This window comes from Pseudomonas sp. CIP-10 (assembly GCF_020911845.1).
Taxonomy (GTDB): Bacteria; Pseudomonadota; Gammaproteobacteria; order Pseudomonadales; family Pseudomonadaceae; genus Aquipseudomonas; species Aquipseudomonas alloputida.
The window spans coordinates 3,946,546-3,960,173 of sequence record NZ_CP087160.1; the positions used below are offsets into that span (position 1 = coordinate 3,946,546).

General features: G+C 63.0%; 10 protein-coding genes. 4 read left to right on the forward strand and 6 right to left on the reverse strand.

From position 1 onward, the window contains the following. Positions 1 to 116 precede the first annotated feature (116 nt). From prpD to LMH93_RS17850, 6 genes are all read right to left on the reverse strand, one after another. Positions 117 to 1,601, reverse strand: coding sequence for a 2-methylcitrate dehydratase (prpD, locus tag LMH93_RS17825; RefSeq protein WP_003250321.1), 1,485 nt, complete (start codon positions 1,599 to 1,601; stop codon positions 117 to 119). Between the two features lie 171 nt (positions 1,602 to 1,772). Continuing rightward, the gene (prpF, locus tag LMH93_RS17830; protein WP_003250318.1) at positions 1,773 to 2,963 is read right to left on the reverse strand and encodes a 2-methylaconitate cis-trans isomerase PrpF; all 1,191 of its coding nucleotides are present in this window, start codon (positions 2,961 to 2,963) and stop codon (positions 1,773 to 1,775) included. A 151-nt stretch (positions 2,964 to 3,114) separates the two neighbouring features. Beyond that, a complete protein-coding gene (gene acnD, locus LMH93_RS17835; RefSeq protein ID WP_003250315.1) occupies positions 3,115 to 5,703 on the reverse strand; it encodes a Fe/S-dependent 2-methylisocitrate dehydratase AcnD in 2,589 nt (862 codons plus the stop codon). Positions 5,704 to 5,864: 161 nt separating this feature from the next. Continuing rightward, positions 5,865 to 6,992 carry a bifunctional 2-methylcitrate synthase/citrate synthase gene (prpC, locus tag LMH93_RS17840; protein ID WP_185280165.1) on the reverse strand — a complete coding sequence of 376 codons (1,128 nt, stop codon included), beginning with the start codon at positions 6,990 to 6,992 and terminating at the stop codon, positions 5,865 to 5,867. Between the two features lie 60 nt (positions 6,993 to 7,052). Next, positions 7,053 to 7,943 carry a methylisocitrate lyase gene (prpB, locus tag LMH93_RS17845; RefSeq protein WP_003250310.1) on the reverse strand — a complete coding sequence of 297 codons (891 nt, stop codon included), beginning with the start codon at positions 7,941 to 7,943 and terminating at the stop codon, positions 7,053 to 7,055. Then, entirely contained in the window at positions 7,940 to 8,656 is a 717-nt protein-coding gene (locus LMH93_RS17850) for a GntR family transcriptional regulator (RefSeq protein WP_003250308.1), read from the reverse strand. Before LMH93_RS17850 ends, prpB begins: the two co-directional genes overlap by 4 nt. 306 nt (positions 8,657 to 8,962) lie before the next feature. On the opposite strand from LMH93_RS17850, the gene rloA reads away from it, so the two are divergent. From rloA to pabB, 4 genes are all read left to right on the forward strand, one after another. Further along, complete coding sequence (rloA, locus tag LMH93_RS17855; protein ID WP_010953297.1) at positions 8,963 to 9,499, forward strand: retropepsin-like aspartic peptidase RloA; 537 nt, start codon at positions 8,963 to 8,965, stop codon at positions 9,497 to 9,499. Between the two features lie 5 nt (positions 9,500 to 9,504). Continuing rightward, positions 9,505 to 11,040, forward strand: a complete 1,536-nt coding sequence (gene rloB, locus LMH93_RS17860) for an osmotic stress tolerance membrane protein RloB (RefSeq protein ID WP_003250305.1) — start codon at positions 9,505 to 9,507, stop codon at positions 11,038 to 11,040. Continuing rightward, a complete protein-coding gene (locus LMH93_RS17865) occupies positions 11,040 to 12,020 on the forward strand; it encodes an alpha-L-glutamate ligase-like protein (RefSeq protein WP_003250303.1) in 981 nt (326 codons plus the stop codon). The genes rloB and LMH93_RS17865 overlap by 1 nt, the downstream gene beginning before the upstream one ends. A 208-nt stretch (positions 12,021 to 12,228) precedes the next feature. Then, positions 12,229 to 13,572 carry an aminodeoxychorismate synthase component I gene (gene pabB / locus LMH93_RS17870; protein ID WP_003250301.1) on the forward strand — a complete coding sequence of 448 codons (1,344 nt, stop codon included), beginning with the start codon at positions 12,229 to 12,231 and terminating at the stop codon, positions 13,570 to 13,572. Positions 13,573 to 13,628 lie beyond the last annotated feature (56 nt).

Here is a 13,628-nt window from a genome sequence, read left to right on the forward strand (position 1 = left end):
CCTGTGCCGGCCGCTTCGCGGCTAAAGCCGCTCTTACAGGGCCCCCACGGTGTTCGAGACCTGCGCATGCCCTTGTAGGAGCGGCTTTAGCCGCGAAGCGGCCGGCACAGGCCACCTCATATCACAAACAAGTCCACGAACCTGTGCACAGCCGTGCCTTCCAGCTTCTGCTGGTCCTTGCACAGTTCGAAAACCTGCTGGCACCGCTGCCGGGCAAAGCGGGTCGCCAGGTTGGCCCTGAACTTGGCCTCCAGCAACGGTATCCCCTCCCCCCGCCGCCGACGATGCCCGATCGGGTATTCCACCACCACTTGCTCGGTGCTGCTGCCATCCTTGAAGAACACCTGCAGCGCGTTGGCGATCGAACGCTTGTCCGGCTCCAGGTACTCGCGACTGAAGCGCGGGTCTTCCACCACCTCCATCTTCTCGCGCAGGCGGTCGATACTGGGGTGGTTGGCATGGAAGGCGTCCTCATAATGCTCGGCCACCAAATGGCCAAAGATCAGCGGCACGGCCACCATGTACTGCAGACAGTGGTCACGGTCGGCGGCATTGGCCAGCGGGCCGCTCTTGGAGATGATGCGGATCGCCGACTCCTGGGTGGTGATGACGATGCGGTCGACTTCATGCAGGCGGTTACGCACAAGTGGATGCAGAATCACTGCTGCCTCACAGGCGGTCTGGGCGTGGAACTCGGCAGGGAAACTGACCTTGAACAGCACGTTTTCCATCACATAGCTGCCCAACGCCTGGGGCAGGCGCAGCTCGTACTGCCCGGCGGGCTTGAGCGCCAGGTCTTTGTTGGTGTGGCTGAACGAAACATCGTAGAACCCCCACTGCGTCGCCGTGAGCACGCCCGGCACGCCCATCTCCCCGCGCAAGGCGATGTCGGCCAGGCGCACACCTCGGCTGGAGGCGTCACCCGCAGCCCAGGACTTGCGCGAACCGGCGTTGGGCGCGTGGCGATAGGTTCGAAGGGCCTGGCCGTCGACGAAGGCGTGGGACAAGGCCGAGAGCATCTGCTCACGATTGGCCCCCATCAGCCTGGCACACACGGCGGTCGAGGCGACCTTCACCAGAATCACGTGATCGAGGCCGACGCGGTTGAAGGCGTTTTCCAGCGCCAGCACGCCCTGGATCTCATGCGCCATGACCATGGCCTCCAGCACATCACGCATCAGCAGTGGCTGTTCACCCGCGGCAACCCGTTTCTGTGACAGGTGGTCAGCCACTGCCAGGATGCCGCCAAGGTTGTCCGAGGGATGAGCCCATTCGGCGGCCAGCCAGGTGTCGTTGTAGTCCAGCCAGCGCACCGTGCAGCCAATGTCCCAGGCAGCCTTGACCGGGTCAAGGCGATAGGAGGTGCCGGGGACGCGAGCACCATTCGGGACCAGCGTGCCTTCCACCTGAGGACCAAGGAGCTTGGTGCACTCAGGGAAGCGCAAGGCGAGAAGGCCGCAACCGAGGGTGTCCATCAGGCAGTTGCGCGCGGTGTCCAGGGCCTCGAGGGATTCGACCCGGTAGCCGATGGCGTAATCGGCCAGGGTTTGTAGCACCCGGTCGTAGTCCGGGCGGTCATTGAGGTCTACGTTGGCGCTCATATCCAGCTCCCTTCAGAATTGCCGGGGTTGCTGTGCAGCCCTTCGCCGGCTCACCCGCTGCCACGGGTTGACCACAGCATCCAGAAGCTGTGGTTGCCCTGTGGCAGCAGGCAGGCCCGCGAAGGGCCGCCAAGCGGCCCCAACGAACTAAAGCCGAGCGCCAGTGGTGCGTTAGAAGCTGTCGCCAGGCACGCGAACCCAGCCCTCCATCAGCACGCGAGCACTACGGCTCATGATTGCCTTGGTTACCGTCCACTCACCCTTCACCTGGCGTGCCTCGGCTCCGACCCGCAGGGTGCCCGAAGGATGACCGAAACGCACAGCGCTGCGCTCGCCACCGCCAGCGGCGAGGTTGACCAGCGTGCCCGGAATGGCCGCCGCAGTGCCAATTGCCACCGCAGCCGTACCCATCATGGCATGGTGCAGCTTGCCCATCGACAAGGCCCGCACCAACAGGTCGATCTCATCGGCCTGCACCGCCTTGCCACTGGACGCAGTGTAGGTGCTCGGCGGCGCGACGAACGCCACTTTCGGCGTGTGCTGACGCCCGGCAGCCTGATCGACGTTGTCGATAAGCCCCATGCGCACAGCGCCGTAGGCGCGAATGGTCTCGAAGCGCAGCAGCGCCTGCGGATCGCCGTTGATGGCGTCCTGCAGTTCGGTACCGGTGTAGCCGATATCGGCAGCATTGACAAAAATGGTCGGGATACCGGCATTGATCATGGTCGCCTTGAACGTACCGATCCCCGGCACTTCCAGGTCATCGACCAGCTTGCCAGTGGGGAACATGGCACCGCCACCGCCGTCTTCATCGGCTGCAGGGTCAAGAAACTCCAGCTGCACCTCGGCCGCCGGGAAGGTGACCCCGTCCAGCTCGAAGTCGCCGGTTTCCTGCACTTCACCTTCAGTGATCGGGACGTGGGCGATGATGGTCTTGCCGATATTTGCCTGCCAGATACGCACGGTGGCGATACCGTTGCGCGGAATACGCGCCGGGTCGACCAGGCCACTGCTGATGGCAAACGAACCGACCGCAGCGGACAGGTTGCCGCAGTTGCCACTCCAGTCGACGAAGGCCTTGTCGATGCTGACCTGGCCAAACAGGTAGTCGACATCGTGTTCGGGCTTGATGCTTTGCGACAGGATGACGGTCTTGCTGGTACTGGACGTGGCGCCGCCCATGCCGTCGATCTGCTTGCCGTAAGGGTCGGGGCTGCCGATTACCCGCAGCAGCAGTGCGTCGCGAGCGGGGCCTGGAATTTGCGCCTGCTCGGGCAGGTCTTGCAGGCGGAAGAACACGCCTTTGCTGGTGCCGCCGCGGATGTACGTGGCGGGGATTTTGATCTGGGGTACATGTGCCATTTTCTTGGGCATCCTGATAGTCCGGTGAAATACCCTGGGGCTGCCTTGCAGCCCTTTCGCGACACAAGGCCGCTCCCACAGGTACTGCGCCGCCCTTTGTGGGAGCGGCCTTGTGTCGCGAAAGGGCCGCAAAGCGGCCCCCGATTCATGCTCAGGCGGTCGCTTCGAGGAAGTCCTGGGCAAAGCGCTGCAGCACCCCGCCCGCTTCGTAGATCGACACTTCCTCGGCGGTGTCCAGGCGGCAGGTCACCGGTACCTCCAGGCGCTCGCCATTGGCACGGGTAACCACCAGGGTCAGGGTCGCCCGTGGCGTACGCGCACCCAGCACGTCATAGGTTTCGCTGCCATCCAGGCCCAGGGTGTTGCGGTCGGTGCCCGGCTTGAACTCCAGCGGCAGCACGCCCATGCCTACCAGGTTGGTGCGGTGAATACGCTCGAAGCCTTCGGCCACGATCGCCTCGACACCCGCCAGGCGCACGCCCTTGGCCGCCCAGTCACGGGACGAACCCTGGCCGTAGTCGGCACCGGCGACAATGATCAGCGGCTGCTTGCGCTGCATGTAGGTCTCGATCGCCTCCCACATGCGGGTAACCTTGCCTTCCGGCTCGATACGCGCCAGCGAGCCCTGCTTCACGCTGCCATCGTCGTTGCGCACCATTTCGTTGAACAGTTTGGGGTTGGCGAAGGTGGCGCGCTGGGCGGTCAGGTGGTCGCCACGGTGAGTGGCGTAGGAGTTGAAGTCTTCTTCCGGCAGGCCCATTTTCGCCAGGTATTCACCGGCGGCGCTGTCGAGCATGATGGCGTTGGACGGCGACAGGTGGTCGGTGGTGATGTTGTCCGGCAGTACCGCCAGCGGGCGCATGCCGCGCAACGTGCGCTCGCCGGCCAGGGCACCTTCCCAGTAGGGAGGGCGGCGGATGTAGGTGCTCATCGGGCGCCAATCATACAGCGGCGCAACTTTCGGCCCGCGGTCTTCCTCGATGGCGAACATCGGGATGTAGACCTTGCGGAACTGCTCCGGCTTGACCGCGGCACGCACCACCGCATCGATTTCTTCGTCGCTGGGCCAGATGTCCTTGAGGCGGATTTCCTTGCCGTCGACCACCCCCAGTACATCCTTCTCGATGTCGAAGCGGATGGTACCGGCTATGGCGTAGGCGACCACCAGCGGTGGCGAAGCCAGGAAGGCCTGCTTGGCGTACGGGTGGATACGCCCGTCGAAGTTGCGGTTACCCGACAACACGGCAGTGGCGTACAGGTCGCGGTCGATGATTTCTTGCTGAATCACCGGGTCCAGGGCGCCGGACATACCGTTGCAGGTGGTGCAGGCAAAGGCGACGATGCCAAAGCCCAGTTGCTCGAGCTCCTTCTCCAGCCCTGCTTCCTCCAGGTACAGCTGCACGGCCTTGGAGCCGGGTGCCAACGACGACTTGACCCACGGCTTGCGGGTCAGGCCCAGCTTGTTGGCATTGCGCGCAATCAGGCCTGCGGCAATCACGTTGCGCGGGTTGCTGGTGTTGGTGCAACTGGTGATGGCAGCGATGATCACCGCGCCGTCCGGCATCTGCCCCGGCACTTCTTCCCAGCTGCCGGCGATGCCTTTGGCCGCCAGGTCGCTGGTGGCGACGCGGGCATGCGGGTTGGACGGGCCGGCCATGTTGCGTACCACGCTCGACAGGTCGAAGCTCAGGGTGCGCTCGTAGACGGCGCCGCCCAGGCTGTCAGCCCACAGGCCGGTGGCCTTGGCGTAGGTCTCCACCAGTTTGACCTGCTGCTCTTCACGGCCGGTCAGGCGCAGGTAGTCGATGGTCTGCTGGTCGATGGCGAACATCGCCGCCGTGGCGCCGTATTCCGGGGCCATGTTGGAAATGGTGGCGCGGTCGCCCAAGGTCAGGGCACGGGCACCCTCGCCATGGAACTCCAGGTAAGCGCCGACCACTTTCTGCTTGCGCAGGAATTCGGTCAAGGCCAGCACCAGGTCGGTGGCGGTGATGTTCGGGGCCAGTTTGCCAGTCAGCTCGACGCCGACGATTTCCGGCAGGCGCATCCAGGAGGCGCGGCCGAGCATCACGTTTTCGGCTTCCAGGCCGCCTACGCCGATGGCGATCACACCCAGTGCATCGACATGCGGCGTGTGGCTGTCGGTGCCGACGCAGGTGTCCGGGTAGGCGACACCGCGGTCGCTGTGGACCACCGGCGACATCTTCTCCAGGTTGATCTGGTGCATGATGCCGTTGCCCGGCTGGATCACGTCGACGTTCTTGAACGCCTTCTTGGTCCAGTTGATGAAGTGGAAGCGGTCTTCGTTGCGGCGGTCTTCGATGGCGCGGTTCTTTTCGAAGGCCTGCGGGTCGAAACCACCGCACTCGACGGCCAGCGAGTGGTCGACGATCAGTTGCACCGGCACCACCGGGTTGACCTGGGCCGGGTCGCCGCCTTTGTCGGCAATGGCGTCACGCAGGCCGGCAAGGTCGACCAGCGCAGTCTGGCCAAGGATGTCATGGCACACCACGCGGGCCGGGAACCACGGGAAGTCGAGGTCGCGCTTGCGCTCGATCAGTTGGCTCAGCGAGGCATCGAGCGTAGCAGGATCGCAGCGGCGCACCAGGTTCTCGGCGAGCACGCGGGACGTGTATGGCAAGCCGTCGTAGGCGCCGGGCTTGATCGCCTCGACCGCCGCGCGGGCATCAAAGTAGTCCAGGTCGGTGCCTGGCAGGTGCTTGCGGTATGCAGTGTTCATCATGGAATCAGGCTCGGTCACAGGATTCGGAAGGTTTCACCGTACCTGTGGGAGCGGGCGTGCCCGCGAATGCGTCAGCAGGTGCACAGTGGTTGCAAGGCCGGCGCATTCGGGGGCACGCCCGCTCCCACAAGGGGAACGGGTTGCCTCTCTATAGCTATTCAGCGCTGCTCGATCGGCACGAACTGGCGCTGTTCGACGCCGACATACTCGGCGCTCGGGCGGATGATGCGGTTGTTGGCGCGCTGCTCGAAGACGTGCGCCGCCCAGCCGGTCAGCCGCGAGCAGACGAAGATCGGGGTGAACAGCTTGGTCGGAATGCCCATGAAGTGATACGCCGAGGCATGGTAGAAGTCGGCGTTGGGGAACAGGCGCTTCTGCTCCCACATGGTCTTGTCGATGGCTTCGGACACCGGGTACAGCACCTTGTCACCCACTTCGTCAGCCAGCTGCTTCGACCAGCCCTTGATCACCTCGTTGCGCGGGTCGGACTCTTTGTAGATGGCATGGCCAAAGCCCATGATCTTGTCTTTGCGCTCGAGCATGCGCAGCAGCTCGGCGGTGGCTTCCTGCGGGCTCTGGAAGCGCTCGATCAGTTCCATCGCAGCCTCGTTGGCACCGCCGTGCAGCGGGCCACGCAGCGAGCCGATGGCTGCGGTGACGCAGGAGTACAGGTCAGACAGGGTCGAGGCGCAGACACGGGCAGTGAATGTCGAGGCGTTGAATTCGTGTTCAGCGTAGAGAATCAGCGACACGTTCATGACCTTGACGTGCAGCTCGCTCGGCTTCTTGCCGTGCAGCAGGTGCAGGAAGTGGCCACCCAAGGTGTCTTCATCAGTGGTGCAGTCGATGCGTACACCATAGTGGGTGAAGCGGTACCAGTAGCACATCACGGCCGGGAACAGCGCCAGCAGGCGGTCGGTCTTGTCGCGCTGGGCTTCGAAGGTCAGTTCTGGTTCGAGGGTGCCCAGTACCGAGCAACCGGTGCGCATGACGTCCATCGGGTGGGCATCGCGCGGGATGCGCTCAAGCACTTCCTTCAAGGCTTGCGGCAGGTCACGCAGGCCCTTGAGCTTGCGCTTGTAGTCGGCCAGTTCGGCCTGGGTTGGCAGCTCGCCGTACAGCAGCAGGTAGGCGACTTCTTCGAACTCGGCACCGGCCGCCAGGTCACGCACATCATAACCACGGTAGGTCAGCCCGGCACCGGCCTGGCCCACGGTCGACAGTGCAGTCTGGCCGGCCACCTGGCCACGCAGGCCTGCGCCACTGAGTACTTTTGCTTCGGCCATGGTGTTTCTCCTTTCTTGAATTTGTTATGGATGCTTTCTGGCTAATTCGGGCGCTAGCGCTTAGCCCTTCTTCTGGGCAAACAGTGCATCGAGGCTCTGCTCGAAGGCGTGATAACCAATGGCATCGTAAAGCTCCATGCGAGTCTGCATGGTGTCGATCACGTTCTTTTGCGTGCCGTCACGACGCAGTGCGGCATACACGTTCTCGGCCGCCTTGTTCATGGCGCGGAACGCCGACAGCGGGTACAGCACCAACGACACGTCGACCGAGGCCAGCTCTTCGGTTGTGTACAGCGGCGTGGCACCGAACTCGGTGATGTTGGCCAGGATCGGTGCCTTCACCCGATCAGCGAAAGTCTTGTACATCTGCAGTTCGGTGATGGCTTCCGGGAAGATCATGTCGGCGCCCGCTTCGACACACGCCTCGGCACGGTCCAGGGCGGCGTTCAGGCCTTCGACGGCCAGCGCATCGGTACGCGCCATGATCACGAAGCTGTCATCGCTGCGGGCGTCGACGGCAGCTTTGATACGGTCGACCATTTCCTGCTGGCTGACAATTTCCTTGTTGGGGCGGTGGCCACAACGCTTGGCGCCAACCTGGTCCTCGATATGAATGGCGGCAGCGCCGAACTTGCTCATCGAGCGCACGGTACGGGCAACGTTGAAGGCCGAAGCGCCGAAGCCGGTGTCGACATCCACCAGCAGCGGCAGGTCGCACACGTCGGTGATACGACGCACGTCGGTGAGCACGTCGTCCAGGCCAGTGATGCCCAGGTCTGGCAGACCCAGGGAGCCAGCGGCCACGCCGCCACCTGACAGGTAGATGGCCTTGAAGCCGGCGCGCTTGGCCAGCAGGGCATGGTTGGCGTTGATGGCGCCAACCACCTGCAGCGGATGCTCAGCGGCAACGGCGTCACGGAAACGCTGACCGGGGGTGCTCTTGACTGTCATTTCTCACCTCGTGTGCTGTTGTTGTGGGCGTCCAGGTAGTGACGCTCGATATTGCGCTTGGACGCGCCGATGTGGCGGCGCATCAGGAGTTCGGCCAGTTCGCCGTCACGGTCGGCGATGGCATCAAGAATGCGATGGTGCTCGGCAAAGGCCTGGCGTGGCCGGTTGGGGGTGGCAGAGAACTGGATACGGTACATGCGCACCAGTTGGTACAGCTCGCCGCAGAGCATCTTGACCAGGGTCTGGTTGCCGCTACCCTGAATAATCCGGTAATGGAAGTCATAGTCGCCTTCCTGCTGGTAGTACCCCAGGCCGGCCTGGAACGCGGCATCGCGCTCATGGGTGTCGAGCACCCGGCGCAGTTCGTCGATGTCGGCCTGGCTCATGCGTTCGGCGGCCAGGCGGCAGGCCATGCCTTCCAGCGACTCGCGAATTTCGTACAGCTCGATCAGTTCGGCGTGGTTGAGCGATACCACCCGCGCGCCCACATGCGGCACGCGCACCAGCAGGCGCTGGCCTTCAAGGCGGTGGATAGCTTCGCGTAGCGGCCCGCGGCTGATGCCATAGGTGCGCGCCAACTCCGGCTCGGAAATCTTGCTGCCGGGGGCGATATCACCCTTGACAATGGCCGCCTGGATGCGCCGGAAGACGTTTTCGGAGAGGGTTTCCGTTTCGTCTGTCAGCACCGGGCCGGGGGTGGAAAGGTCCTGCATATTGTCGACACCTTTTAAATCTCTTCGCCAGAAACTAACGAAACGAGCCCTCCAAGTCAAAGACAAAATGAACATTGTCGACAATCGTCTAATCGCGAACTATCACCACTACAACGCTGTCAGATCGCGCACCGCTGGCGTCAAGACGTCGGCGTGATAGAATGCCGCGCCTCCGATGGGGTATGGATAGCCTGTCTGTCATGCATTCGTGCCTGTTGACAGATCAACGAGGAAGCTTGCGCAGTAATTGCCAGTCACCTTGACCTGAACCTTGCCTAGAACCTTGCAATGCACCGCGCCAGGAATATGAGACTTACACCCGTTTTATTGCTGCTATGCCTCACCCTGCTGCCGGCCCTTGGCCAGGCTGCGGGCAAGACCGTGTATGGTCTCAACGAATACGCACATCTGGGCGACCTGGACCTGGAAGTGGCCGCCAAGCTCGACACCGGTGCCAAGACCGCCTCGCTCAGCGCCCGCGACATCAAGCGGTTCAAGCGCAATGGCGAAAGCTGGGTACGCTTCTACCTCGCCATCGATGCGGCCCATTCGCACCCGATCGAACGCCCACTGGCACGCGTCAGCAAGATCAAGCGCCGGGCCGGCGACTATGATGCCGAATCAGGCAAGGCCTACACGGCCCGCCCGGTCATCGAACTCGAAATCTGCATGGGCCAGACCAGGCGCACCATCGAAGTCAACCTCACCGACCGCAGCGCCTTCCAGTTCCCGCTGCTGATCGGTTCCGAGGCGCTCAAGCACTTCGACGCACTGGTTGACCCAAGCCTTAAATATGCGGCCGGCAAACCTGCCTGTGCCACCGACGCTCCCAAAGCAGAGTAATCCCGATGCGCTCTCTCACCCTCCATCTGAAAGTCCTGATCACCGTGCTGGTGCTATTGGGCGTGGCGGTCACGGCTTATCAGATCTTCGTGCTCGGCATCCCGGTGACCGAGGATGAAACCGACGACCTGTGGAACATCGACGCCAAGGTCGAGTTCGTGGCCAGCAGCAAGGACCCGGTCAAGGTGCAGATGTTCGTGCCACCGCTGAACCGCGACTACGTCAGCCTCAACGAGAGCTTCATCTCCAACAACTACGGGGTCAGCATCAACCGCGCCGACGGCAACCGCAAGGTTACCTGGTCGGCACGTCGCGCCAGTGGCAACCAGACCCTCTACTACCGCCTGGTACTGACCAAGCGCTACAGCAACGAGAAGACCAAGATCAAAGGCCCGACCTTCCGTGACAGCCTGGCCGTCGAGGGCCCCGAGAAGATCGCCGCTGAAGCCCTGATGGCCCCGATACGTCAGCACTCGGCCGACGTCGAGACCTTTGTCAGCGAAACCATCAAGCGGGTCAACAACCTCAACGACGACAACGTCAAGCTGCTGCTGGCTGGCGACACTTCGGCGATGAAGAAGGCCCAGGTCATCGACCTGCTGCTGTCGATCGCCCACGTGCCGATGGAAAAGGTGCACACCATCCGCCTGCTGGCCGACACCCCGCAAACCCCGGAGCTGTGGCTGCGCAGCTTCAACGGCGACGACTGGCTGTACTTCAACCCGGACACCGGTGAGCAAGGCCTGCCGAGCGACCGCCTGCTGTGGTGGACCGGTGACGATAACCTGATCACCGTCGATGGCGGCAAGAAGGCTACTGTCACCTTCAGCATGAACAACAGCGAGATGAACGCCATCCGCCTGGCCAAGCTGACCGACGAGAACACCGACGCCGACTTCCTCGAATACTCGCTGTACGGTCTGCCGCTGCAAACCCAGCAAACCTTCATGATCATGGTCATGATCCCGATCGGCGTGTTGGTGATCCTGGTGCTGCGCAACCTGATCGGCATCCAGACCCTGGGCACATTCACCCCGGTGCTGATCGCCCTGGCGTTCCGCGAAACCCAGCTGGGCTTCGGTATTGTGCTATTCACGGTGATCACGGCCCTGGGCCTGTCGCTGCGCTCGTATCTGGAACACCTCAAGCTGCAGATGCTGCCACGCCTGTCGGTGGTATTGACCTTCGTCGTGGTGCTGATTGCCGCCATCAGCCTGTTCAGCCACAAGCTGGGCCTTGAACGCGGGCTGTCGGTAGCACTGTTCCCGATGGTGATCCTGACCATGACCATCGAACGCCTGTCGATCACCTGGGAAGAGCGTGGTGGCGGCCATGCCATGAAAGTGGCCATCGGCACCCTGTTCGCCGCCTCCCTGGCACACCTGCTGATGATGGTGCCGGAGCTGGTGTACTTCGTGTTCACCTTCCCGGCGGTGCTGCTGATCCTGGTGGGCTTCATGCTGGCGATGGGCCGTTATCGCGGCTACCGCCTGACCGAACTCGTGCGCTTCAAAGCCTTCCTGAAAAAGGCTGACTCCTGATGTTTGGCCTGATCAAGACGTGGAAAGCCCTGGAGGCCCGGGGCATCATGGGGATCAACCGACGTAACGCGGACTATGTGCTGAAGTACAACAAGCGCAGCCTGTACCCGATCGTCGACGACAAGATCATCACCAAGGAGCGCGCACTGGCGGCCGGCATCCATGTGCCGGAAATGTACGGCATCATCGAGACCGAAAAAGAGATCGATAAGCTCGACCAGATCATCGGCGGTCGCAGCGATTTCGTCATCAAGCCGGCGCAAGGCGCCGGCGGTGACGGCATCCTGGTAATCGCCGACCGCTTCGAGGACCGCTACCGCACAGTGTCGGGCAAGATCATCAGCCACGAGGAAATCGAGCACCAGATTTCCAGCATCCTCACCGGGCTGTACTCCCTCGGCGGGCACCGCGACCGCGCGCTGATCGAGTACCGCGTGACCCCGGACCAGATTTTCAAGAGCATCAGTTACGAAGGCGTACCGGACATCCGCATCATCGTGCTCATGGGCTACCCGGTGATGGCCATGCTGCGCCTGCCGACTCGCCAGTCCGGCGGCAAGGCCAACCTGCACCAGGGCGCCATCGGTGTGGGTGTCGACCTGGCCACCGGCGTGACCCTGCGCGGCACCTGGCTGAACAACATCATCAGCAAGCACCCGGACACCACCAACGCGGTGGACGGCGTGCAACTGCCGAACTGGGACGGCTTCATGAAGCTGGCCGCTGGCTGCTATGAACTGTGCGGCCTGGGCTATATCGGCGTGGACATGGTGCTTGACCAGGACAAGGGCCCGCTGATTCTGGAGCTCAACGCCCGCCCGGGGCTGAACATCCAGATTGCCAACGACTGCGGCCTGACTCAGCGCACCCATGCCATCGAGGCGCACATCGAAGCACTGGCCAAGGAGGGTGTGACCGAAGACGCCGAGCAGCGGGTACGGGTAGCACAGGGTCTGTTCGGGCATGTGCCCAACCGCTGAAATACAGGGGCTGCTTTGCAGCCCATTCGCAGCACAAGGTTGCTCTTGCAAGCACTGCAGTTGAATCATGCGCTTCGCTCAACCTGCAGGAACTGCCTTGTGCTGCGTATGGGCCAAACACAATGTTGAATGTCGTACCCAGCGCTAGGCGCTTTTCCTGCACAGGTCTACAATCGCCCTCCTCGCTTTTACATCGCCGTCCATACTGATGCCGACCTGCACGCTACACCCCCTGCCCTACCAACCCGACCCTGCCGCCTATTTCGCCCACCTGCGCCAGGCCCCCGGTGCGATCCTGCTCGACAGCGCCCGCCCCGGCGCCGAACGCGGGCGTTTCGACCTGCTCAGCGCCTGGCCGCTGCAACAGCTGCAGGCGCAGCCCGATGAAGATGGCCGCGTCTTCCTCCAGCGCCTGCGCGCTGGCCTGGCACAACTGGGCCACGCCGACTTGCCCAACGGTGTAGAACTGCCCTTTGCCGGGGGCCTGATTGGCTACCTGAGCTACGACTTCGGCCGCCGCCTGGAACACCTGCCAAGCCTGGCCGTGGACGACCTCGGCCTGCCAGACGCACAACTGGGCCTGTATGCCTGGGCACTGGTCAGCGATCATCTGCTCGGCACCAGCCAGCTGGTGTTCCACCCGAGCCTGGCAGACGACGAACGCCAACGCCTGATCAGGCTGTTCCAGGACACCACCACCACCACCACCGGCGACTTCCGGCTGCTCGCACCGATGGTCGGTGACCTGGAGCCCGAGCAGTACAAAACAGCGTTCGACCAGGTACAACGCTACATCCAGGCAGGTGACTGCTACCAGATCAACCTCACCCAACGCTTTCGCGCGCCCTGCCAAGGCGATCCATGGCGAGCCTACCAGGCCCTGCGCCAGGCCTGCCCGACACCCTTCTCCGGCTACCAGCAACTGGCCGACGGCAGTACCCTGCTGAGCTTTTCGCCCGAGCGCTTCATCCGCGTCAGCCAGGGCCAGGTCGAAACCCGGCCGATCAAGGGCACCCGCCCACGCGCCAGCGACCCGGCTGAAGACCAGCGTAATGCCCAAGAGCTGCTGCACAGCCCGAAGGACCGCTCGGAAAACCTGATGATCGTCGACCTGCTGCGCAACGACCTGGGGCGCACGTGTGAGATCGGCTCAGTGAAGGTACCGGAACTGTTCAGCCTGGAGAGCTACCCCAACGTGCACCATCTTGTCAGCAGCATCACCGGCCAGCTGGCCAGCGACAAAGATGCGCTGGACCTGATCGGCGACAGCTTCCCTGGCGGCTCGATTACCGGCGCCCCGAAAATCCGCGCCATGCAGATCATCGACGAACTGGAACCCGCGCGCCGCGCGCTGTACTGCGGCTCGCTGCTGTATGTGGATGTACGCGGCGAAATGGACAGTTCGATCGCCATTCGCAGCTTGCTGATCAAAGATGGACAGGTCAGTTGCTGGGGCGGCGGCGCGGTGGTAGCCGACTCGCAGTGGCAGGCCGAGTATGAAGAGTCGATCGCCAAAGTGCGGGTGCTGATGCAGACCCTGCAGAGCTTGTGAGCCCATCTAGACCACGTTTTTTTTGTTACCATCCCCCTACTACGAGCGCACAGCGC

Coding starts and splice junctions, on each gene's coding strand:
- prpD (WP_003250321.1), bottom strand. CDS start 1,601: ATGAGCGCCAACGTAGACCTCAATGACCGCCCGGACTACGACCGGGTG.
- prpF (WP_003250318.1), bottom strand. CDS start 2,963: ATGGCACATGTACCCCAGATCAAAATCCCCGCCACGTACATCCGCGGC.
- acnD (WP_003250315.1), bottom strand. CDS start 5,703: ATGAACACTGCATACCGCAAGCACCTGCCAGGCACCGACCTGGACTAC.
- prpC (WP_185280165.1), bottom strand. CDS start 6,992: ATGGCCGAAGCAAAAGTACTCAGTGGCGCAGGCCTGCGTGGCCAGGTG.
- prpB (WP_003250310.1), bottom strand. CDS start 7,943: ATGACAGTCAAGAGCACCCCCGGTCAGCGTTTCCGTGACGCCGTTGCC.
- LMH93_RS17850 (WP_003250308.1), bottom strand. CDS start 8,656: ATGCAGGACCTTTCCACCCCCGGCCCGGTGCTGACAGACGAAACGGAA.
- rloA (WP_010953297.1), top strand. CDS start 8,963: ATGAGACTTACACCCGTTTTATTGCTGCTATGCCTCACCCTGCTGCCG.
- rloB (WP_003250305.1), top strand. CDS start 9,505: ATGCGCTCTCTCACCCTCCATCTGAAAGTCCTGATCACCGTGCTGGTG.
- LMH93_RS17865 (WP_003250303.1), top strand. CDS start 11,040: ATGTTTGGCCTGATCAAGACGTGGAAAGCCCTGGAGGCCCGGGGCATC.
- pabB (WP_003250301.1), top strand. CDS start 12,229: ATGCCGACCTGCACGCTACACCCCCTGCCCTACCAACCCGACCCTGCC.